The organism is Klebsiella sp. CN_Kp104 (assembly GCF_040064515.1).
GTDB lineage: Bacteria > Pseudomonadota > Gammaproteobacteria > Enterobacterales > Enterobacteriaceae > Klebsiella > Klebsiella aerogenes.
Map to the genome: position 1 here is coordinate 303,398 of NZ_JBEAII010000002.1, position 22,311 is coordinate 325,708.

Below are 22,311 nucleotides of genomic sequence, written 5' to 3' on the forward strand. Positions count from 1 at the left end.
TGAATGCGTTAGCCGGAAACCCGGTCGAGAAACAGGGTGGCGGCAAGGAGATCGGCCGCGCCACCCGGCGAGGCGTTTTGCGCCAGCATCTGCGCATCAAGGCGCGCCAGCGCGGCGCGACCGGCGACGCTGGCGCAACCGCCCGCCGCCAGAACCTCGCGGGCGCCTTGCTGCATGGCATGCAGGCCGTTCATGCCGGCGCGCGACAGCACGCAGGTATCGCTCAGCGAGGTCATGATGGCCATCAGCGCATCAAGGCGCGCCTGCTGCTCGCTGGCGCCTCGCGCCCGGCTCTGCTGCAGTTGCGGCAGCGCCAGGGCGGTAACATGCGGAAATCCGCGCTGCGCTTCCTCGCGTGCCCCCGGCACCTGCCAACGGCGGCTGGCGCGCAGCCCCTTACTAAAGCTTTTTGGCGCGAAACCGTCAGGCAGGCGGGCAAGGGCGGCGGCGGTCCCGGCGATCGCCTGTGATTGACCCTCTCCACCCAACATCGCCACCGCGCTGACCAGCAGGCCCAGCGCCCAAATGGCGCCGCGGTGGGTGTTAACGCCACCTGTCGCCATCATCATCTGCTCTTCACCTTCGCGACCGAGGCGGCCGACGGTTTCGCGCAGGGCGATATCAGCCGGACGCTGCCAGCTTTGCTGCGCCAGCGCGTGAAAGGTTGGCTGCAGGCTGCGGGCGGAGCGTTCCATCAGGTCCAGATTGAGATCCTGATGCGCGCCGTTGCCGCGACTATCGACCAGACCCGGTTTCGGACTCAGGCGGGCTTCGTCAATCAGACAGGCGCTGGCGGTATGCGCCAACCAGCTGACGCGGCTTTCTGCGTGTAGGGGGGAGAGATTTTTCATTACCAGCTCCGGAATTTTGCCGGTGGGTTGTACAGTCCGTCGGACCACTCCACCAGCTCGGCGACGCTGCCGGCGGCCAGTAGCGAGCGGGTGGCATCGCTGCGACGAATGCCGATATCTTCCGGGTACACCACTTTGCCGCTCTGGCGCAGCGCGGCGACGCGTTTGGCGTCCACCCCGAGGCCAATATCGGTGATCCCGGCCACCGCGGCGACCATCGCCCGGCGCTCTTCAAGGCTCTCCGCGCGGTACAGGTAGGCGATACCCTCTTCGGTCAGCACGTGGGTCACGTCATCGCCATAAATCATCACCGGCGCCAGCGGCATGCCGGAGGTTTTGGCGACGTCGACCGCGTCGAGCGTTTCAACGAAGGTCGGTTTTACGCCGGCCTGGAAGGTTTCGACCATCTGCACCACCAGTTTTTTACCGCGCTGCATCGGGTCTGGTTCGGTGATCATATTGAGCCAGGCCGGGGTGGCGTGGCGGCGACCGTGCGGGTCATGGCCCATGTTCGGCGCGCCGCCGAAACCGGAAAGACGACCGCGGGTGACGGTTGAGGAGTTAGCCAGACCATCAACCTGCAGGGTCGAGCCGATAAACATATCTACCGCGTACTGACCTGCCAGCTGACAGAAGGCACGGTTGGAACGCATTGAGCCATCCGGGCCGGTAAAGAAGATATCCGGGCGGGCGCGGATATACTCTTCCATCCCCAGTTCGCCGCCGAAGCAGTGCACGCTCTCCACCCAGCCGCTTTCGATGGCCGGGATTAAGGTCGGATGCGGGTTCAGCGTCCAGTGTTTACAGATTTTGCCTTTCAGTCCGAGCTGTTCGCCGTAGGTGGGCAGCAACAGCTCGATGGCGGCGGTATTAAAGCCGATGCCGTGGTTAAGCGACTGCACCTGATGTTCCGCGTAGATGCCTTTGATCGCCATCATCGCCATCAGAATGTGTTCTTGCTTAATCAGACGCGGGTCGCGGGTGAACAGCGGTTCAATAAAGAACGGTTTGTCGGCGACCACCACGTAATCAATCCACGAGCCGGGAATATCGACGCGCGGCAGGTCGCATTCGTCGTCCACCAGTTCGTTGACCTGGGCTATCACAATGCCGTCGTGGAAGGCGGCGGCTTCGACCAGCGCCGGGGTATCTTCGGTACTTGGCCCGGTGTACAGGTTGCCTTTACGGTCCGCTTTATAGCCAGCGATCAGCGCGACGTTTGGCGACAGATCGACGTACAGGCGGGAGTAGAGTTCAATATAGGTATGGATGGCGCCGATTTCGAGCAGGCCATCTTCCAGCAGTTGCGAGATGCGCAGGCTTTGCGTGCCGGAGAAAGAGAAATCCAGTTTACGGGCAATGCCTTTTTCAAACAGGTCCAGATGCTCGCTGCGCCCGACGCTTGGCATAATCATATGCAGGTCGTGGATTTTCTGCGGATTAACCTCGGCGAGCATGCGGGAGAGGAAATCAGCCTGCTTCTGGTTGTTACCTTCCAGTACTACCCGGTCGCCAGGGGCGAGCAGATTTTCCAGTACGCTGACCAGTTGGTCAGTGGGGATGACTTTGCCGGCAATCTTCGTTTCGGCCAGCCGCCGCTGTTTTTCCGTCCGGCGACGGTTCCAGACCCGTCCCGTCGTTTGTTCAGCATTCATTGTTAACCTCCTGATTCGACAAATCGTTTCGTTTGTCCTGGTGGAAGTTAGTGTGCGATGCGCGGCGCTGTGCATCAATTAAGCACGCCGGCTAATCGTTAGCTTTAGAGTAATGATTGGATGTGCCCATTTGTGATGGGGATCAATAATAAAAAAGGAGTAACGGTCTAAGCGGAAAAGATGAAAGGAGGGAAGGCTGGCGGATAGGCCAGCCAGATTGCCGATTATTCTTTACTTAAGTCACTGAGTAAGAAGGCAATACTCTGCCCGCCGTTGGTTTGCTCAAGGGCGATTTTCACAATGATGGTCAACGGCACCGACAGCAGCATGCCGACCGGGCCCAGCAGCCAGCCCCAGAATATTAACGACAGGAACACCACCAGCGTGGAGAGCCCCAGCCCACGGCCCATGATACGTGGCTCGAGAATATTGCCGAACACCAGGTTGATAATCAGGTAACCGGCAGTGACGATCAGCGCCTCATACAGGCCGCCAAATACCATCACCTGCAGAATCGGCGGGATGGCCGCCAGTACCGAACCGATATTGGGAATATAGTTCAGCGCAAAGGCCAGTAGCCCCCACATAAAGGCGAAGCGGACGTCCAGCAGCGCCAGCATACCCCAGACCACCAGCCCGGTGACCAGGCTAATCGCGGTTTTCAGTACCAGGTAATGTGAGACGCTATCTATCGCCCGCTGAATGGCGCCCATTCCCTCAACCGGCCGCGACATTAGCTGCTGAAGCTTGGCAGGCAGCTGCGGCACTTCCAACAGCATAAATACCACGGTGAGAAGCAACAGAAAAATGGACGACATCGCATTCGACAACTGGGTCAACAAGCTGGTAACCAGGGTCATCACCGCGTTGGGATCGATATACTTATTCAGCTCAATGGCGGAGACGGTAAAACCAAAGCGCTGTAGCCATGGGGTGACCGTCTTTAGCGGTTCGGCCAGCGACGTGCGGTATTGCGGCAGGGTGCGCGCCAGTTCGTTAAGCGAGGTGCCAAGCGACGCCAGCAGTACCACCGCCAGCAGCACTATAGCGCCCACCAGTAGCGAAATCGCCAGCACTCGCGGCACCCGACAGCGTACCATCAGTTGGACCAGCGGATTGATCACCACCGCAAGGAATAGCGCTAAGATAAAGGGGACGATAATGTCGGCGGCAAAACGGATGCCGGTAAGGATGATAACCAACATGCCCAGCATGATGACGATCTTGAGTCCATTTAGGGTGATGATGGGTTTGGCCATTGGGTTCCTTACGGTGAAGATGAAAACGTCCTTGATCATAGCGACTTTGCTATACACGTTTATGATGGAGATCAGTTTGAGAAAATACTAATTGAAATCGCGCGTTAGACGTAAAGAATTGCAAATTCTTTGAGTTAATATTAACACTATGGTACAAATTTACTTGTGTTTAACTACCGAGGACAATTTTTTTCCGCAATGACGAGAAGCAACACCGCGGATAATTGTAATTTTATGAACAATCAGTTCAGCCTTTATTTTTCGACTCATCACGCATTACCCTTCATCCTTTCCCGATTTGCTGGCGAACAGCACTGGCGCTCCGCGCTATAGTCCCATTCTCTCTGCCTGAGCTGGCGCACCGCGCACGGCTAAAACTACGTCAGAATTTTTTCGGTTTACTCTCGTAAGCCGTCATGGATTGTATTCTCAAGCAGGAGAAGGGATTATGTTTTATTGGATTTTATTAGCCTTAGCTATCGTCGCTGAAATTACCGGCACGTTGTCTATGAAATGGGCAAGCGTCAGCGGCGGTCATACAGGTTATATTTTAATGCTGGCAATGATTGCGCTTTCCTATATTTTCCTGGCCTTCGCCGTTAAAAAAATTGCTCTCGGTGTGGCGTATGCGCTATGGGAAGGTATCGGTATTCTGTTGATTACCGTATTTAGCGTGCTGCTGTTCGATGAAAGCCTGTCTATCGTAAAACTTGCCGGGCTGGCAACGCTGGTCGCGGGTATTGTGCTGATTAAGTCCGGCACAAAGAAAGCGGTGAAACAGCGTGAGGAGACAGCTCATGGAACAGTTTGAGTGGATTCACGGCGCCTGGCTGGCGCTGGCTATCGTACTGGAAATTACCGCGAACGTATTTCTGAAGTTTTCCGACGGCTTCCGTCGTAAGATCTACGGTATTCTGTCACTGGCGGCAGTGTTAGGGGCCTTTAGCGCCCTGTCGCAGGCGGTAAAAGGTATCGACCTGTCCGTCGCTTATGCGCTGTGGGGCGGATTCGGGATTGCGGCCACCATTGCCGCTGGCTGGATCCTCTTTGGTCAGCGTCTGAACCATAAAGGTTGGGTCGGCGTCGTGCTGCTGGTGGCCGGTATGGTATTGATAAAACTGGCCTGATATGATGCCGCCTGCGTTCGCAGGCGGCAAATTCTGTTCTCTGTATTACGCTTAAAAAAGCAGATTCGGCATCTTTCTGTACGCCGCTATGAGGACAGCACATGATTCCTTTGCCTGGCTGGCGGAATATTCCCTCTGCCAAAATCCTTTCCATTCTGGTATTTCTTGCCGGCCTGGGCCTGGTCGTCTCTGTGATTTCTCTTTTCTATTTGTCGCAACATCTGGTCAGTATTAAAACTAATGAAATAGATAAACACCGTTCGATGCTTTCGGTAGAAGGCGCCGTGCAGACATCGGTGAACCGGGTGCTGTCATTGGTACTGGATAATTCGATTTGGGATGATGCGGTTAAACAAACCTATACGCCCCATCTTGATGCACACTGGCTGTATGATTCGTGGGGATCGGGTTTTAAGATTAATAATCTCTACGACGGCACTTTTATCCTGGATGAAAACTATCGCATCTTGTGGGGGGCTTTTCGCAGCGAGCCATTTACCGAATCCGATATTGGTTTTTTCGGCAGCGGGTTACAAACCCTTATCGAGCAGCACGCGGATGCGCTGAGACGCGGTAAAAATGCCTTTGCCGGAATCACCCGTACCCGCGCGGGCATTGCGTTTGTCGGTATCGGCTTGATTCGCCCGACAATCGGCCGCTTACCGATTTATGATAAAACCCGTCGCTATCTGGTGATTACCCGCCACATTAATCCAACCATGCTGGAAACCCTGGGGAACACTTTCCAGATTAATCGTCTGCATACGACGCAGTTTGCCGGCGAATACAGCGTACCATTACGCACAGAGGGCGGGGAGACGCTGGCCTATCTGAGCTGGCAACCGCGCCTTCCCGGTGCGGAAGCGGCGCGCGCCGCGTCAAACAGCATCAGGCTCATCGCCATTCTGGCGGCAAGTTTAATTTTGCTGTTTATCATGCTGAGTAGCCTGGGGCTTTACAAGCTGGCGCGCGGCGAACAGCAGGCGCGAAAAAATGCGCTTATCGATTGGCTGAGCCTTTTGCCGAACCGTCGGGCATTGATTGAACGTTTAAATGCGATGGGCGAATGCGGTAAGAATGAAATGCAGAGCGTGGTATTTATCGATCTCGATGGTTTTAAAGACGTCAACGATAACTACGGCCATGATACTGGCGACGCGCTGATTGCCCATATCGCCCGCGAATTACGCGATCGGGTTCCGGCGGGGGCGATGCTGGCGCGGATGGGCGGGGATGAATTCGCCATGACCATGAGCGGCGAACATGCGGTTAATCAGGCCTCAGCATTCGCCCTGGCGGTGCTCGAATTATTAAAAACTCCCGTTGCGCTCAGCGCCCGGAAAATATATATCAGCGCCAGTATTGGTATTGCCAGCGGGGTGCCGACGCAGTGTTCCAGTACTGAGTTGTTTCGCCGTGCGGACATGGCCATGTACCACGCGAAGAAAAGCGGTAAGGGAAGAGCGGCCTGGTATGATGACACCCTTAACGAAACGCGTCAGCACCAGCTGCACATTGAAAATGGTATCCGCGAAGGTCTCGAAAAAGGCGAATTTGATGTCTGGTATCAGCCGATCGTCAATGCCGAAACGCTGGTGATGGAAGGCGTAGAGGCCTTGCTGCGCTGGCCGCGACGTCCTGAAGGCCCGCTGGCGCCGGATGCTTTCATCCCCATTGCCGAAAGCAGCGGATTGATTTATGCCTTGGGCCAGTTTGCGCTGTCGCAAGCCTGTTACGATCTCCAGACGATGGGGGATTTACTCCTTTCCGTCAATATATCCCCGGCGCAGTTCCGCGACCCGGAATTCGAAATGCGGGTGGTACAAACTCTGGGACGCTGTCAGTTTCCTGCCCGCCGCCTGCAGCTTGAGGTAACCGAAAGCTACGTACTGGAAAACCCGGAGCGCGCTCGCGTGGCTATCGAGAACCTGAAATCGTTAGGTATCGCCGTCGCGCTGGATGATTTTGGCATTGGCTATTCCAGTATTGGTTATCTACGCAGCTGTCGTTTTGATAGCCTCAAGATTGATAAGTCGTTAGCCGGGGTGGTGGATGTCGACCCGCAGGCGGCAGAACTGGTGCGCGGCACGGTACGTATCGCTAATGCGCTGGGGATCACCGTGGTTGCTGAAGGGGTAGAAACTCAGCAGCAGCTGGCGCTGCTGCGGCGGGCGGGATGCGATCGACTTCAGGGATATTATTTCAGCCAACCGATGCCGATCGATTCATTGCTTCAACTGCGCCAGCAGCAGGGATAATCACTCGTTAGCCAGCGCTTCCAGCTTGTCGAGAAAACCGGTTACGGCAATAGCCCGGTTATCGGCGCGATAGCGATCTTTCGGTCCCGGCGCCGAGCTTTGCACTGCAATGACCTGCCAGCCGTTGTCCGTTTTTAACAGCAGCGGAGAACCGCTGTCGCCCGGTAGCGTATCGCATTGATGTGATAGAACTGAGGCTTGCGCCCATCCCGTCACCAGACAATCCTGGTGGCTATAGAGGCTATCGAGATGATCTTCCGGGTAGCCGGATTGCGTCACTTTGCGGTCCGTTGCTTTCAGCGCCGCGGTCAGCGCTTCTTTATCACCGCGAAACACAGGAACAGGCGTAATGCCGCCGGGCGCGTAGCGCAGGACGATCAGGCCAAAGTCCCAGGGGGCTGCGGAAGAGGGGACAATCCAGCCATCGCCGTCCGCTTTAAGCCGTTTGCCTAGCGATGGGTCGGTACGGCCGTCAATCCCGTGAATTTCATAGACCCAACTGCCCTTACGCGAGATAAAACGCAACGCAACGGCCTTGTCCGGCTTTCCTTTCGGCGGCTGCAGCAAACAGTGACCGGCGGTGAGGGCCAGATGCGGCGAAATCAGCGTTGCGGTACACAGATTACCACTGGCGGTTTCTAACTGGCCGATGGCATCCCAGGGGGAACTGGCCGGATCGCTGACCGCTTTACGATCGTCATGGCCGAAAAAAAGCGTTTTGATATCTTTCGCGCTCATGCCGTCATCATCGGCGTGAGCAAACAGGGGAAATACACAAAACGAACACAGTAATAACAGTACGTCTCTACGCATATCACTCTCTGGGGAGATAATTATGTCTATTGAAAGTAGCAGGAGATTTAAGTTTATGAAAGTTAAGAATAATTTTTATTAAGCCAAACGGCAGTTAAAATGACTCCTGAAGACATTTCATCTATGCAAGAACCATGTTAATTCAGATGGTTAACGCATTATCTCTGCTGTCGTCATTTCCGCAGAAAGCGGCGTGCAACGCAACATAATTCGTGTATCGGAACGTACGTAAAACGACGGCAAAATAATCACTTTGCCTTACAGGACATTCGCAAAGCGCAATTTTTCGAGGGTGTTTTAGTCGCCTTAAGACCGCAAAAGTTCATGGTCATTGGCGTTTTTTTACCATCTTCTCAATTATTTTCACTACGAAACATTTTCTCACTGTAAACATTGTCATTGGCGATTCCCGTTGAGTGAAATGTGAGGTTGTCCCGGCCATTATAAGCGCAAGGTCATTTCCCGTAGTGGGAGGGTGTATGTCTAAACAAGGTATTCGCGCATTAGTTTATGTTTCGCTGGTTTCTTTTTTTATGTGGGGAGCGATGGGCTATCTCGTGATTGAGGCGGTACGTGCCATGTAGCGGCACGCCAACGCCACTGAGGTGGCGTTGGCTATAATATCTGTCAATGAATGCAAACTGGCGGATATGATGACTATCGATGAGAAGCAATTGCGGGCGATCATTACGGGGGAAAAAACCGAAGTGTCGCCCCCAGAACTGGCGAAGGAATTGCTGGCGGCGCGGGTAAAAATTGGCGAGCTGGAACGTCAACTGGCGACGCCGATTCGCTTACCTTTCTCCAGTGCGAGCCCGGTATGCGAAATTGAAGCGGGATATGCTGCGGGAGTCAGCGATTGCCGTCAGGCAATTCGTGAAGCCGGTTTTCCTATTGAGGGGGATGATTAGCGGCGCCTAATAGAGGAAAAAGCGGGTTGCCACCAGCGCGCATATTATCAGCAGTATCAGGATGAGCTCAAAACGATAGCGTCGCAGCATAGCGCTCTCCAGAAAAAAACGGCGCTGAAACAGCGCCGATTTATACAATACCAGACTAACCGAAACGATTATGCAGCCGGCTGAGCAGCAGGTTTAGCAGCGGTGTGTTTAGTGGTTTTGTGGTGTTTTTTCGCAGCCTGAGCTTTCTGCGCTACTGGTTTAGCGGCAGTTTTGTGGTGCTTTTTGGCAGCCTGGGCTTTCTGTGCAGCCGGTTTAGTGGCGGCTTTGTGGTGTTTTTTCGCAGCCTGAGCTTTTTGCTCTACAGCGGGTTTCGCCGCGGCTTTTTTGTGTTTCTTGGCAGCCTGGGCTTTCTGTTCTGCAGCCGGTTTGGCGGCAGCTTTGTGATGTTTTTTATGGTGAGTTGTCTTGGCAGTGGTGCTGTGAGTTGCAGCAGCAGGTGCCTGAGTGGTGCTTGCTGCATCAGCAGCGAAAGCAGCGGAAGACAGACCCATAGCAGCGGCAACGACCAGAGCTAATACTTTTTTCATTCTGATATCCTCGAAAAGGTTTCTTCATTTCAACCCCACTGCGGGGCCGTTGAGGTAACTATATGCTTGTCTTTTCGAGCTTTCCGTGAGTGTTTGGTATCGGCGTGTAACCATATGTACAACGCGAAGCGAACGGGTATAACGCGCCGGAGCAGGCCCCGGCGCGCAGGCTTAGAGATAACGCGCGGTAAGATGCTGGCGGAAATACTCACCGTTGAGATCTTCGCCGGTGGCATTCTTAATCAGCTGCGAAGTGGTAAAGCGGCTGCCGTGCTGCCAGATATTTTGCCGCAACCAGTCGAACAGAGCGTTAAAATCGCCGCAGGCGATATCCTGTGCGAGATTCGGTAACGCGCGTCTGGCGGCCGCCATCAGCTGTGCGGCGTACATCGCCCCCAGCGTATAGGAAGGGAAATAGCCGAAACCGCCATCAGTCCAGTGAATATCCTGCATACAACCGTCGCGATAGTTGCCGAGGGTCGAAATACCCAGCCAGCTCTGCATTTTCTCATCCCACAGGGCGGGAATATCGTCTACTTCAATATCGCCGTCGATCAGCGCCCGCTCGAGTTCATAGCGCAGAATGACGTGCGCCGGGTAGCTGACTTCGTCGGCATCGACGCGAATGAAGCCCGGCTTCACGCGCTGGTTCCAGGCGATAAAGTTTTCCGCGCTGAACGCCGGCTGGTCGCCAAAGCGCTGACGCACGGCGGGCAGCAGGCGGTTGAGGAAGGCTTCGCTGCGGCCAAGCTGCATTTCGAAGAACAGACTCTGAGATTCGTGAATCGCCGTTGAGCGAGCCAGCCCAACCGGCTGATCGAGCCAGTTACGCGGGAGGTTCTGTTCATAGCGCGCGTGGCCGGTTTCGTGGATCACGCCAAATAGCGCGCTGAGTAGATCGTTTTCGTTACAACGGGTGGTAATACGAACGTCCTCAGGCACGCCGCCGCAGAAGGGGTGTGCGCTAATATCCAGGCGGCCGCCATCAAAATCAAAGCCTAAAACCCGCATTGCTTCCAGCCCCAGCTCGCGTTGGTCGGTGATGGCGAAGGGCCCCTGTGGCTCGAGCAGCGTCTTCTGCGCTTGCTTATCGACGACGTTTGCCAGCAGCGACGGCAGCCAGGATTTCAGATCGGCGAAAAGCACGTCAAGACGCGCGCTGGTCATATCGGGTTCGAAAATATCCAGCAGGGCATCATAACGTGAACAGCCTTTCGCATCGGCACGGATCTGCGCCTCTTCGCGGCTGAGCTTAACGACCTCGCGCAGGTTTTCGGCAAACCCCTGCCAGTCGTTAGCCGGGCGCTGGCTGCGCCAGGCGTGTTCGCAGCGGCTGCCGGCCAGCGATTTCGCTTCCACCAGGCTTTCCGGCAGTAGCGCCGCTTGCTGGTACTGGCGGGTCATTTCGCGCAGGTTAGCCTGTTCCAGATCGTTAAGATCTTCCTGCAGGGCGTTTTCCAGCCATTCACCAACCTTCTTATCGGTCAAAATTTGGTGCTGCAGCACCCCGAGCTCCGCCAGCGCTTCGCCGCGCGCGCGGCTGCCGCCGGGCGGCATCATGGCGAACATATCCCAGCCGGCGATGGCGGCAAGGTGAGAGAAGCGGGAGAGCCGTTGGAAAGTGCGGGTGAGCTGCTGATAGTTGTTGTTGTCAGTCATAGTCTCTGCTGGCCTGTGGCGAGTGAAATAAATCTGTTGTCAGTGGGTACACTAGCGCGTCGGGGTGATTTGGTCGAGTCGCTGGAACGACATTTTGCGTGTATCGAAAAATGCGCATGTGATAACCATAACGGACGGTGCGCTTCGCCAGCGGCTACACTGAAAACAGGCGCTGGCTGTCAGCGGAGGCGAGTATGAATCCGTTCACGTGGGTGTTTTTCGCACTGCTTTCTATGGATGCTCTCAGAGAACTGTTGGGGTTACCATCGGTACTCGGGCTGTGGTGAACGGACGTGACCAATAAGGTCACGTCGTTTAACGATTATTTCAGGCGGTTGTGCAAACAGGCGCCGGTCAGCAGCGCGGCCATTAACAGCAGGGCGATAAAGCCGCCGACGCCATTCCAGCCGTAATGATGCCAGAAGACTCCACCGAGCGTCCCCGCAATACTTGAGCCAAGATAGTAGCTGAACAGGTATAACGAAGATGCCTGGCCGCGCGCGCGACGCGCCCGTGGTCCGATCCAACTGCTGGCGACCGAGTGCGCGGCAAAAAAGCCGGCGGAGAATAGCAGCATGCCGATGAAAATCAGCCACAGCGGCGAGAATAACGTCATCAGCAGGCCAAAAAGCATCACCGCAATAAAGAACAACATTACTGGACCGCGGCCATAACGCACCGTCAGCGCGCCGGCTTTTGGCGAACTCCAGGTCCCGGTCAGGTAAGCAACCGACAGCAGGCCAACCACCGCCTGATTCAGCGACCATGGCGACATCATCAAACGGTAGCCAATATAGTTAAACAGGGTCACAAATGCGCCCATCAGCAGGAAGCCTTCGAGGAACAACAACGGCAGGCCGCGATCGCGCCAGTGCAGATGGAAGTTAATCAGCAGCGTTTTCGGTTTCAACGAAATAGGGCGGAAGTGGCGTGACTCCGGAAGAATACGCCAGAACATGATTGCCGCAGCGAGGGCGAAGGCGCTTATCACCGCCAGCGCCACGCGCCAGCCGAAGAAATCGGTAAAGACCCCGGTGAGCAGGCGGCCGCTCATGCCGCCTATCGAGTTACCGCTGATATAAAGCCCCATTGAAAACGCCACCACGCTTGGGTGGATCTCCTCGCTGAGATAAGTCATCCCTACGGCGGCTACGCCGCTGAGCGACAGGCCGATCAACGCGCGCATGATCAGAATACCGTGCCAGCTGGTCATCATCGTTGATAATAATGAGCAACACGCCGCCAACAGTAAGGCGGTGACCATTACCGGTTTACGGCCAATGGCATCCGACAGCGGACCGGTAAATAGCAGGCCGATGGCGAGCATCGCGGTGGAAATCGATAACGAAATACTGCTGCTGGCCGGGCTTACGCCGAACTCGCCTGACAGCACCGGCAGAATGGGCTGCACGCAATAGAGCAGGGCGAAGGTGGCCAGTCCGGCGGAAAATAGCGCCAGGGTGACGCGGATAAACGCCGGGGTGCCGCGTTTAATAAATTGATTTGGCTGGGAAGCGACCTTATCCCTGACATCGCTCGCCGGCGCGGTGTCAGCGGTTGTTGTGTTACTCACGGAGAATTCCTTGCTTATATACAGCTGGATTACAAACAAACTGATGTGACCATTCAGCTCACATTTTTAGGGTATAAAATTGTAAATATTCCGTCTAATATATTAATAATCTCAAATAAGACGTTTTAAATATGAATATCGAGCTGCGTCATCTGCGTTACTTTGTCGCCGTGGCGGAAGAGTTGCATTTTGGCCGCGCGGCGGCGCGCCTGAATATCTCTCAACCGCCGTTAAGCCAGCAAATTCAGATTCTCGAACAACAGATTGGCGCGCGGCTGTTTGCCCGCACTAATCGCAGCGTCAGCCTGACGGCGGCGGGAGTGCAGTTCCTCGCCGATAGTCGGCAAATACTGACGCAGGTTGAAGATGCCGCCGCTCGCGCCGGGCGCCTGCACCACGGCGAAACCGGTGAACTGCGTATCGGCTTCACCTCGTCGGCGCCATTTATCAAAGCGGTTTCCGATACGCTTTCCACTTTTCGTCGCCGCTTTCCCGATGTCCATATCCAGACCCGCGAAACCAACACCCGCGAACAGATCGTGCCGCTGAATGAAGGGGCGCTTGACCTTGGCCTGATGCGCAACACGCAGCTGCCGGATACCTTGTGCTGGGAAAGGGTGCTGCGCGAACCGCTACTGGCGATGGTGCCCAGCGATCATCCCCTGGCCCGTCAGCAATCGGTCAGTCTGCTTGAGCTGGCGCGCGAGCCGTTTGTCTTTTTCGATCCGCACGTGGGTACCGGCCTGTATGACGATATTCTCGGGTTGATGCGCCGCTACGGTACCACGCCCGTTATCACCCAGGAGGTCGGCGAGGCAATGACCATCATTGGCCTTGTGGCTTCAGGTCTTGGGGTATCGATCCTACCGGCCTCGTTTAAGCGGGTGCAGTTAAATGAAATGCGCTGGCTGCCGATTAGTGAACCCGATGCGGTGTCGGAAATGTGGCTGGTGTGGGCCAAACACCGTGAACAGGGTCTGGCGGCGCAGCGCTTTCGCGATTATCTTCTCGCTGCCGCCGCCCTGGCGAATTAAGACAAAAACGGGGTAAAAATGTGCGGCAAATCACAAGGCTAAGTAAAAATTTGACGTGCACCATCGAAGTGCTTCACCATAGCCAAAAGTTTATTTCGAAGCGCGAAAATAAAGGGAGTCAACGGTGGTAGCGGACAGTCAACCAGGCCATATCGATCAAATAAAGCAGACCAATGCCGGCGCGGTATATCGCCTGATTGATCAGCTTGGCCCGGTGTCGCGTATCGACCTTTCCCGATTTGCGCAACTGGCGCCGGCCAGCATTACCAAAATTGTTCGCGAGATGCTGGAAGCGCACCTGGTGCAGGAGACCGAAATCCAGGAGCCGGGGAGCCGCGGCCGCCCGGCGGTCGGGCTGATGGTTGAAACGGAAGCCTGGCATTATTTGTCGTTGCGCATCAGCCGGGGGGAAATCCACCTGGCGCTGCGCGATCTGAGCAGCAAGCTGGTGGTGGAAGAACAACTGGAACTGCCGCTGCAGCATGCGCAACCACTGCTGACGCGGATCATCGAGCATATCGACCAGTTTTTTATTCGCCATCAGCACAAGCTCGAACGACTTACCGCAATCGCCATCACCTTGCCGGGGATCATTGATACTGAAAACGGTATCATCCACCGGATGCCGTTTTATGATGACGTGAAAGATATGCCGCTCGGTGAGGCTCTGGCTAATCACACCGGAGTGTCGGTCTATATACAGCACGATATCAGCGCCTGGACCATGGCCGAATCGTTGTTTGGCGCCTCGCGGGGGGCGCGCGACGTCATCCAGGTGGTAATCGACCACAACGTCGGCGCGGGAGTGATCACCGATGGCCGCCTGTTGCACGCTGGCAGCAGCAGCCTGGTGGAGATCGGCCACACCCAGGTTGACCCCTATGGTAAACGCTGCTATTGCGGCAATCACGGCTGCCTGGAAACCATCGCCAGCGTCGAAAGCGTGCTGGAACTGGCGCAGATGCGCATGGCAAAATCGATGAGCTCTATGCTGCATCAACAGCAGTTGAGCGTTGAATGGTTATGTCAGGCGGCGCAGCAGGGCGATTTACTGGCGCGGGATATCATTACCGGCGTTGGCGCTCATGTAGGGCGTATTCTGGCTATCATGGTCAATCTGTTTAACCCGCAAAAAATCCTTATTGGTTCGCCGTTCAATCAGGCGTCTGATATTTTGTTTCCGGCAATTTCTGACTGTATTCGGCAACAGGCGCTACCGGCATATAGTCGTCATATCGCGGTTGAGAGTACCCAGTTCTCAAACCGCGGAACGATGGCTGGCGCGGCTTTGGTGAAAGACGCCCTCTATAACGGATCGCTCCTTATCCGACTGTTACAGGGTTAACATTTTTTCATAGTCGCACCAAAAATTGCGCTATCTCAATCTGGGCCCCGACGGCTTCGCGTAGACTTTTCCCACTGTTGATTATTTCTCTTATGTATTTTTCGTATACACAACTTTGGGGTTAGTGATGTTTAAGCGTTTCTTTATAACAGGTACTGACACTGCTGTCGGGAAGACGGTAGTATCCCGCGCGCTGCTGCAGGCACTTGCTGCCAGCGGTAAAAGCGTCGCCGGGTATAAGCCTGTGGCGAAGGGCAGCAAAGAGACGCCGGAAGGACTGCGTAACAAAGATGCGCTGGTATTACAGAGCGTGTCGACGCTGTCGCTGCCGTATGATGCTGTCAATCCCATCGCGTTAAGCGAAGAAGAAAGCAGCGTGGCGCACAGCTGCCCGATCAACTACGGCTTACTCAGTGACGGCCTGCAGCAGCTCAGCGGCAGAGTGGATCATGTCGTAGTGGAAGGTACCGGCGGCTGGCGCAGCCTGATGAACGACTTACGCCCGCTCTCCGAGTGGGTAGTGCAGGAACAACTGCCGGTAGTGTTGGTGGTGGGTATTCAGGAAGGGTGTATCAACCATGCTCTGTTGACCGCTCAGGCGATCGCCAACGATGGTCTGCCGTTAATCGGCTGGGTCGCCAACCGCATTAACCCTGGCCTTGCGCACTACGCTGAAATCATCGATGTGTTGAGCAAAAAGCTGCCTGCGCCGCTGATTGGCGAGCTGCCTTATCTGCCGCGCGCCGAACAGCGCGAACTCAGCCAGTATGTTGACTTAGACGTGCTCGGCAACGTGATGGCGATAGATCGAATCCCGGCGTAACGTTCGCGACACTACCGAAGCCAGTACACAGGCGATCAATAAACCGGGCAGCAGCACATACTGCCCGGTCATCTCACAAATCATCAGCGTCGACATCATCGGCGCATGCGTTGTCGCGGCGAGAAACGCCGCCATTCCGGTTAACCCAATCATAATAGCTATGTTCTGATCGTTATCTAACCACAGCCCGCTAAAAGTGGCGAATAGCATTCCTATTGCCAGCCCGACGAATAGCGTCGGGGTAAAGACGCCGCCCGGCGCGCCGGAGCCGCTGCTGGCCAGCACCGCCAACAGCTTACAGACAAAGACGATGATAATGACGCTAAATAGCGGCGGCGATAGCAGATAGCTTTGCACCACGCTATAACCATTGCCCCATACTGCCGGGGTAATAAGCGATAACACGCCTACGATGAGTCCCCCCAGCGCCAGCTGCCACGGCGGCGACAGTTTCAGCCGGACGAAACCACGGTGGCTGTAGTCCATCAGCCAGATGAACAGCGGCCCGCACAGCCCGGCCAGCAGGCCGGTTGCCAGCATTAAACCGTAATGCAGCGCGGTCAGGTTTTGTTGCAAGACGACGTGGTACAGCGGCGCGGCGCCGCCATTGAGTAAATTGGTCAGCAGTAGGGCGATCACCGCTGAAATGACCACCGGCCCGAGCGAGGCCAGCATCAGGGTGCCGAAGAGGATTTCGGCGATAAACAGGCTCCCCGCCAGCGGCGCATGATAGGCGCTGGCCATCCCGGCGGCGGCGCCGCAGGCGACCCACAGCTTCCATTCAGCGCGCGGGGTAAAACGGCGGGCAAACAGCGAGGCGGCCAGCGCGGCCAGTAGGATCATGGCCCCTTCGCGGCCAATGGCGCTGCCGGTCACGACCACCAGCAGCGATGCCAGCGATTTGACGAGGCTTGCCGGCGTATCGAAACAGCCATCGCCGGTTTCCAGCGCTTCCATGTAATCGGTCGGGGCGTGCGGACGCGACACGTTGCGCCGTTGCCATAACCAGAGCAATGTCCCCGCCGCGATTCCGCCAAGCGCCGGCGTCAGCAGCCGACGCCACCACGGTAGCGACTGCGCGGCGTTCACCAGACTGCCGCTATCATTACCGAGAAATAAAGTTTCCAGTGCCACCATCGAGTGGCGAAACAGCGCCACGGCCAGCGCCGCAAAGATGCCGACGAGCGTGGCGATGATCAGGCGACGGAACATCACCTGCACATCAGGGTAGTTATGAAGACGATGCATTAGCGGGAATGAAATTGGGAGTCATAGCGTTATTGTGATAGGGAATAACCTTAGATGCAAAAGCTATAAGTGCCGCGCCAGGGATCGACGCGGCGGGTGAGTTAACGATACAGCTGCTTTTCCGCCACCGCGATGGGTAAATATTCCTGCCAGTTAGCCAGCGTCGACTGCGCCAGTTGGCCCAGCGCCCGATAGAGCGGATGCCCGGCGTTTTCCTTAAAAACGCTCAGAAAACGCCCGGACCACGGCAGTAGATGCCAGGCCAGCAGTTGCGCAAACAACTCATCCTGATTTGTTTCACACAGCCATGCGGCCAGCAGCAGCAGTGTTCCGAAGTGGTCTTCGGGTTCGTTGCGCTCAAGATCCAGCGCGATACCGCTGGTGCGCATCCACTCGCGCAGCGCAAGCGTTGAGTCGCCGAATAACACCGACTCTTTATCCAGCCACACCGAACCCCACGGCGGAGCGGGAAGCGCCCATGGACCGATAAACAGACGCTGCCAGGCTTGCGGCAGCGCCTCGTCGCTGCTGGCGGCGAATTCCATTGCCAGTGAATCGGAGACCGGGAACGGCCACTGCGGCTGCCAGCTACCATCGAGAAAAGCGGCGACCAGCGGCGCGTTTTGCTCGCTATTCGGCGCATAAGAGAACAGCGCGCCCAACGTGCGGGCGCTTAGTGCGACGGCGTCGCGATTTGGGATCTGCATCATTACCCTATTCCTTACTGCGGCGCGCACAGGCGCGCCGTCTCGTTAACCCGCAACCGCCATACCCACGGTCATATGCAGGCCATAAAACAGGCCGCGGCCTATACACTCCGCGACTAAAACCATTATCAGCCCGAACAATAACCCGGCGGCGCGCGGCGGCTGGCGGCGGATCAGCGGACACAGCCAGCAGCCGAGACCGAGCGCCAGCAGGCTCAGCCGTAGAACCTGCAGTCTGCCGTAATCCGGTAGCAGGGCGTTCGCCTGTTGTACTGAACTGTGGATCGTGCTGAGATCCGCGTTTTGCAAGACAACTACGGCCACGCTGATGATGAGTGCGGCCACGCTAATAGCGGCAAAAAACCAGCCGTTGAAATCGACTCTCGCCAGCTTTAGCAGCAGGGCAGCGAACAGCGGCCCGGCGAGCAGTACCGTCAGGAAGAACGCGCTGGTGGTGTAGCCATTGTACCACGTTGGCACGGTGTCAATTTGGTAGACCCGGGTCATCGCCATCACAAATAGCAACCCCAGCAACATGGTGAGAAACAACCAGATTTTGCCAGGTGCCGAGGGCATTTTTCCCACCGCCGCCAATAGCCACCAGAATCCGCCGACGATGAAGAAGAGGGCGCCGCTGGCGATTTCATTACTGAGCGCTGAAGCGCCAACGCGGTTCAATGAGTTAAATGCCCGTAGCGGCGAGCCGAGATGCATGACAGAAGCGAGAAAACCTATTCCCATCAATAGCCAGATAAAGAACATGCTGCGCACCAGCCGCTGTCGCGCTTCGCGCTGATCGCAGAGCGACACCCAGCCCAGGCCGCTGACAATAATCGCGCCAGCTACGCATTGCCCCAGTACCGTAAACAGAACCAGCGGCCATTCATGCCATCCATTTCCCATTTTAGACCTCCTGCGGATTGGCCAGATAGCCGGTGGTATCGCCGCACGGACGGCTGTTGGCGTTTGGTTTTATCACAATGCTCGGCCTGGTGAAGTGCGCCGACGGCAGCGGCGCCACGGCGGCCAGCTGGCCGTGCTTTTCACGCAGTTCGGCAATCGGCCCGAAGTCCAGCGCCCGCAGCGGGCAGGACTCGACGCAAATCGGTTTCTTGCCTTGTGCGACGCGTTCGTGACAGCCGTCGCATTTGGTCATATGCCCTTTAGCGGCGTTGTACTGCGGCGCGCCGTACGGGCAGGCCATATGGCAGTAGCGACAGCCAATGCACACCTCTTCATTGACCACCACAAAACCATCTTCGCGCTTGTGCATCGCCCCGCTCGGACAGACCTTGGTGCACGCCGGGTCTTCACAGTGGTTACAGGCGATGGAAAGGTAGTAGGCAAAAACGTTCTGATTCCAGACGCCGTTGTCCTCCTGCCAGTCGCCGCCTGCATATTCATAGATACGACGGAAGCTGACGTCCGGCGTCAGGTTCTTGTAGTCTTTACAGGCCAGCTCGCAGGTTTTGCAACCGGTGCAACGGGCGGAATCGATAAAAAATCCATACTGAGCGCTCATGGTTTACTCCTTAAACCTTCTCGATTTCGACCAGGTTGGTATGCTGCGGGTTTCCCTTCGCCAGCGGTGAAGGCCGGTGGGTGGTGAGGGTATTCATGCAGGCGCCGTGGTCGACGCGATCGCCAGCCATATTGGCATCGTGCCATGCTCCCTGACCCATCGCCGTTACCCCAGGCATAATACGCGGCGTAACTTTTGCCGGAATACGCAGTTCGCCGCGCTGATTAAAGACGCGCACCATGTCGCCGTTTTTAATCCCACGTTTTTCGGCATCGATGGGGTTAAGCCACACTTCCTGGCGGCAGGCCGCTTGTAAGACATCGACGTTGCCGTAGCTGGAGTGGGTACGCGCCTTATAATGGAAGCCAAACATTTGCAGCGGGAATTGGCTGCGCAACGGATCGTCCCAGCCTTCAAAGGTGGAGGCATAGACCGGCAGCGGGCTAATGACTTCGTCTTTTTCCAGTTGCCAGCGGGCGGCAATATCGGCGAGGCGGCTGGAGTAAATCTCAATTTTGCCGGAGGGGGTTTTTAGCGGATGCGCTTCAGGGTCGCGACGAAAATCGCGATAGGCGACGAAATGGCCGTTCGGGTCTTTACGCTTGTAAATGCCCATTTTTTTGAGCTCGTCATAACCCGGCAGCGCCGGATCTTTGGCGACCATTTTGGCGTACAGATACTGTAACCACTGCTCCTGAGTTCGTCCTTCGGTGAAGCGCTGATGCACATCGTCGCCAAGGCGTTTTGCTACTTCACTTAAGATCCAGTAGATAGGTTTGCGTTCGAACTTCGCCGTGGTGGCGGGCTGGATGAAAATCAGATAGCCCATATTGCCGGCATAGTCGTTAGGAATGATATCTTCTTGTTCGACGGTCATCAGATCCGGCAGCAGAATATCGGCATATTTTGCCGACGAGGTCATAAAGTTTTCGATAACCACGACCATCTCGCATTTGCTCTCGTCCTGCAGGATATCGTGGGTTTTATTGATGTCGGAATGCTGGTTAATGATGGTGTTGCCAGCATAGTTCCACAGGAATTTAATAGGGACCGCCAGCTTCTCTTTGCCGCGCACGCCGTCGCGGGTGGCGGTCATCTCCGGCCCGCGAGCGATAGCGTCGGTCCAGCTAAAGCAGGAGATGGCGGTTTTTACCGGATTCTCCAGCACCGGCAGGCGCTCAATGGTGATGGTATAGGTCGATTCGCGGGCGCCGCTGTTACCCCCGTTAATGCCGACGTTGCCGGTTAAAATCGGCAGCATGGCGATAGCGCGCGCGGAGAGTTCGCCGTTCGCCTGGCGCTGCGGGCCCCAGCCCTGGCAGATATAGGCGGGTTTGGTCATACCAATTTCGCGCGCCAGCTTAATGATGCGATCGGCGGGAATACCGGTAATACGCGAGGCCCACTGCGGTGTCTTGGCGGTAGCGTCGTCGCCCAGGCCGAGAATATAGGCTTTATAGTGGCCGTTGGCCGGAGCATCGGCCGGCAAGGTTTTCTCATCGTAGCCGACGCAGTATTTATCGAGGAACGGCTGGTCTACCAGATTTTCATTAATCAATACCCAGGCGATACCGGCGACCAGCGCGGCATCGGTACCGGGACGAATGGGGATCCACTCATCTTCACGCCCGGCCGCGGTATCGGTATAGCGTGGGTCGATGACGATCATGCGGGCGTTGGAACGCTCACGGGCCTGCTCCAGGTACCAGGTAATGCCGCCGCCGCTCATGCGGGTTTCCGCCGGGTTATTGCCGAACATTACCACCAGTTTACTGTTTTCAATATCCGAAGTGCTGTTGCCGTCGTTGCTACCGTAGGTATAGGGCATGGCGCAGGCGATCTGCGCCGTACTGTAGGTGCCGTACTGGTTGAGCGATCCGCCGTAGCAGTTCATCAGCCGCATCACCGGCGAGGCGGAAGGGGAAGAGCGGGTCATATTGCCGCCGACAATCCCGGAAGAGTAGTTAATATAGACCGCTTCGTTGCCGTACTCTTTTACCACGCGTTTCAGACTTTCGGCGATGGTATCCAGCGCTTCGGTCCAACTAATGCGTTCGAATTTTCCTTCGCCGCGTTTGCCTACGCGTTTCATTGGGTAGTTAAGACGATCGGGGTGATTGATACGCCGGCGGATAGAACGTCCGCGCAGGCAGGCGCGAACCTGATGATCGCCGTAGATATCGTGGCCGGTATTATCGGTTTCCACCCACACCACTTCGTCGTCGCGAACGTGCAGGCGCAGCGCGCAGCGGCTGCCGCAGTTAACCGAGCAGGCTCCCCATACGGTTTTTTCTTCTGCTCCGGTGGCTTGCTGCACGGCGGCGGCCGCGGCGCGTAGACTGAAAGGCAGCGACAGGCCGCCGGCGGCCAGGGCCAGGGAACCGATTGCTGAGGATTTTATGAGGTTGCGACGGCTGACGCCGCCGGGATGTTCTGGGTAGGACATTGTGCTCACTCCATGATTTTTATTATGCGAAATGCCGCTGGCAACCGCGGGGGTGCTGGCGCATGGGTGAGGAATAATACTTAAATAGGGGTAGGCGAATCTTATCTCCGGTCAACCAGAGATAAGATCCTTCACTCGAAAGCGGCGGTTATTGCCCGTCTGAATCGGTGGCCGCCGCGTCGGCGTTGCGGGTATAGATTATCTTGAAGGTGTCGTTAGCGCAGTGGCCCACCACCTGAGCGCCGGGTTGGTCAGGCTGATCGTTCGGTACAATGGCCAGGCTAAAACCAGAAGCCGGAACGCCGTTGTTGATGATCTTTTGCTGGATCTCGCCCTTTACCCGCTCGCAGGAGTCCGGCGCTGCCAGTGCGGATGCCGAACCCAGCAGCAGGGCCGCGCACAACCATGAGGATAGTTTCATCATAAGCTCCTTATTGATGTCATCCAGTTTTAAGCATAGCAGAATTGGTGTAAACAATTGTATTTGCTAAAATGATTGGAA

20 protein-coding genes are annotated in these 22,311 nt (G+C 56.2%); 7 read left to right on the forward strand and 13 right to left on the reverse strand.

All coding sequences use genetic code 11. The features are described 5' to 3' along the window. Positions 1-8: 8 nt before the first annotated feature. From ABLU80_RS03385 to ABLU80_RS03395, 3 genes are all read right to left on the reverse strand, one after another. Positions 9-851: a triphosphoribosyl-dephospho-CoA synthase gene (locus ABLU80_RS03385; protein ID WP_285176954.1), complete on the reverse strand. Its 843-nt coding sequence runs from the start codon at positions 849-851 to the stop codon at positions 9-11. Then, positions 851-2,506, reverse strand: coding sequence for a malonate decarboxylase subunit alpha (gene mdcA, locus ABLU80_RS03390; protein WP_015705280.1), 1,656 nt, complete (start codon positions 2,504-2,506; stop codon positions 851-853). Before mdcA ends, ABLU80_RS03385 begins: the two co-directional genes overlap by 1 nt. A gap of 224 nt (positions 2,507-2,730) precedes the next feature. Then, positions 2,731-3,765 (reverse strand): AI-2E family transporter, encoded by a 1,035-nt coding sequence (locus ABLU80_RS03395; RefSeq protein WP_015366785.1) that lies wholly within the window; start codon positions 3,763-3,765, stop codon positions 2,731-2,733. 448 nt (positions 3,766-4,213) lie between these two features. Between ABLU80_RS03395 and mdtJ the strand changes: the two genes are divergently transcribed. From mdtJ to ABLU80_RS03410, 3 genes are all read left to right on the forward strand, one after another. Continuing rightward, entirely contained in the window at positions 4,214-4,576 is a 363-nt protein-coding gene (gene mdtJ / locus ABLU80_RS03400) for a multidrug/spermidine efflux SMR transporter subunit MdtJ (RefSeq protein ID WP_348849695.1), read from the forward strand. Beyond that, entirely contained in the window at positions 4,563-4,892 is a 330-nt protein-coding gene (gene mdtI, locus ABLU80_RS03405; RefSeq protein WP_348849696.1) for a multidrug/spermidine efflux SMR transporter subunit MdtI, read from the forward strand. The genes mdtJ and mdtI overlap by 14 nt, the downstream gene beginning before the upstream one ends. 101 nt (positions 4,893-4,993) lie before the next feature. Continuing rightward, on the forward strand, positions 4,994-7,150 hold the full coding sequence (locus ABLU80_RS03410; protein ID WP_260841553.1) for an EAL domain-containing protein: 2,157 nt from the start codon (positions 4,994-4,996) through the stop codon (positions 7,148-7,150). On the opposite strand, the gene ABLU80_RS03415 is transcribed toward ABLU80_RS03410, so the two are convergent. Continuing rightward, on the reverse strand, positions 7,151-7,963 hold the full coding sequence (locus ABLU80_RS03415) for a serine protease (protein ID WP_015366781.1): 813 nt from the start codon (positions 7,961-7,963) through the stop codon (positions 7,151-7,153). A 653-nt stretch (positions 7,964-8,616) separates the two neighbouring features. Here ABLU80_RS03415 and ABLU80_RS03420 point away from each other — a divergent pair. Further along, positions 8,617-8,874 (forward strand): hypothetical protein, encoded by a 258-nt coding sequence (locus ABLU80_RS03420; RefSeq protein WP_015366779.1) that lies wholly within the window; start codon positions 8,617-8,619, stop codon positions 8,872-8,874. Between the two features lie 158 nt (positions 8,875-9,032). Here ABLU80_RS03420 and asr read toward each other — a convergent pair whose 3' ends face one another. The 3 genes from asr to ABLU80_RS03435 form a co-directional block, all read right to left on the reverse strand. Next, positions 9,033-9,452 (reverse strand): acid resistance repetitive basic protein Asr, encoded by a 420-nt coding sequence (gene asr, locus ABLU80_RS03425; RefSeq protein ID WP_015366777.1) that lies wholly within the window; start codon positions 9,450-9,452, stop codon positions 9,033-9,035. Between the two features lie 171 nt (positions 9,453-9,623). Then, complete coding sequence (locus ABLU80_RS03430) at positions 9,624-11,111, reverse strand: carboxypeptidase M32 (RefSeq protein WP_348849697.1); 1,488 nt, start codon at positions 11,109-11,111, stop codon at positions 9,624-9,626. 322 nt (positions 11,112-11,433) lie between these two features. Next, positions 11,434-12,723: an MFS transporter gene (locus ABLU80_RS03435; protein WP_071596080.1), complete on the reverse strand. Its 1,290-nt coding sequence runs from the start codon at positions 12,721-12,723 to the stop codon at positions 11,434-11,436. A 92-nt stretch (positions 12,724-12,815) separates the two neighbouring features. On the opposite strand from ABLU80_RS03435, the gene ABLU80_RS03440 reads away from it, so the two are divergent. The 3 genes from ABLU80_RS03440 (at position 12,816) to bioD (ending at position 15,886) form a co-directional block, all read left to right on the forward strand. Then, positions 12,816-13,718 (forward strand): LysR family transcriptional regulator, encoded by a 903-nt coding sequence (locus ABLU80_RS03440; RefSeq protein ID WP_015366774.1) that lies wholly within the window; start codon positions 12,816-12,818, stop codon positions 13,716-13,718. A 124-nt stretch (positions 13,719-13,842) separates the two neighbouring features. Further along, positions 13,843-15,063 (forward strand): sugar metabolism global transcriptional regulator Mlc, encoded by a 1,221-nt coding sequence (gene mlc / locus ABLU80_RS03445; protein ID WP_015366773.1) that lies wholly within the window; start codon positions 13,843-13,845, stop codon positions 15,061-15,063. 127 nt (positions 15,064-15,190) lie between these two features. Further along, on the forward strand, positions 15,191-15,886 hold the full coding sequence (gene bioD, locus ABLU80_RS03450; protein WP_015366772.1) for a dethiobiotin synthase: 696 nt from the start codon (positions 15,191-15,193) through the stop codon (positions 15,884-15,886). Here bioD and clcB read toward each other — a convergent pair. From clcB to ABLU80_RS03480, 6 genes are all read right to left on the reverse strand, one after another. After that, positions 15,839-17,134, reverse strand: coding sequence for a voltage-gated ClC-type chloride channel ClcB (gene clcB / locus ABLU80_RS03455; RefSeq protein WP_059444075.1), 1,296 nt, complete (start codon positions 17,132-17,134; stop codon positions 15,839-15,841). The two genes, bioD and clcB, sit on opposite strands and share 48 nt — an antisense overlap. 101 nt (positions 17,135-17,235) lie before the next feature. Continuing rightward, positions 17,236-17,844 (reverse strand): Tat proofreading chaperone DmsD, encoded by a 609-nt coding sequence (gene dmsD, locus ABLU80_RS03460; protein WP_063445976.1) that lies wholly within the window; start codon positions 17,842-17,844, stop codon positions 17,236-17,238. A gap of 42 nt (positions 17,845-17,886) precedes the next feature. Then, positions 17,887-18,744: a dimethyl sulfoxide reductase anchor subunit family protein gene (locus ABLU80_RS03465; protein ID WP_348849698.1), complete on the reverse strand. Its 858-nt coding sequence runs from the start codon at positions 18,742-18,744 to the stop codon at positions 17,887-17,889. A gap of 1 nt (position 18,745) precedes the next feature. Next, positions 18,746-19,363 carry a DMSO/selenate family reductase complex B subunit gene (locus ABLU80_RS03470; RefSeq protein ID WP_101704515.1) on the reverse strand — a complete coding sequence of 206 codons (618 nt, stop codon included), beginning with the start codon at positions 19,361-19,363 and terminating at the stop codon, positions 18,746-18,748. 10 nt (positions 19,364-19,373) lie between these two features. Then, entirely contained in the window at positions 19,374-21,809 is a 2,436-nt protein-coding gene (gene ynfE, locus ABLU80_RS03475) for a selenate/tellurate reductase subunit YnfE (RefSeq protein ID WP_348849699.1), read from the reverse strand. A gap of 148 nt (positions 21,810-21,957) precedes the next feature. Continuing rightward, positions 21,958-22,230: a DUF1161 domain-containing protein gene (locus ABLU80_RS03480; RefSeq protein ID WP_047047125.1), complete on the reverse strand. Its 273-nt coding sequence runs from the start codon at positions 22,228-22,230 to the stop codon at positions 21,958-21,960. Positions 22,231-22,311: the final 81 nt, after the last annotated feature.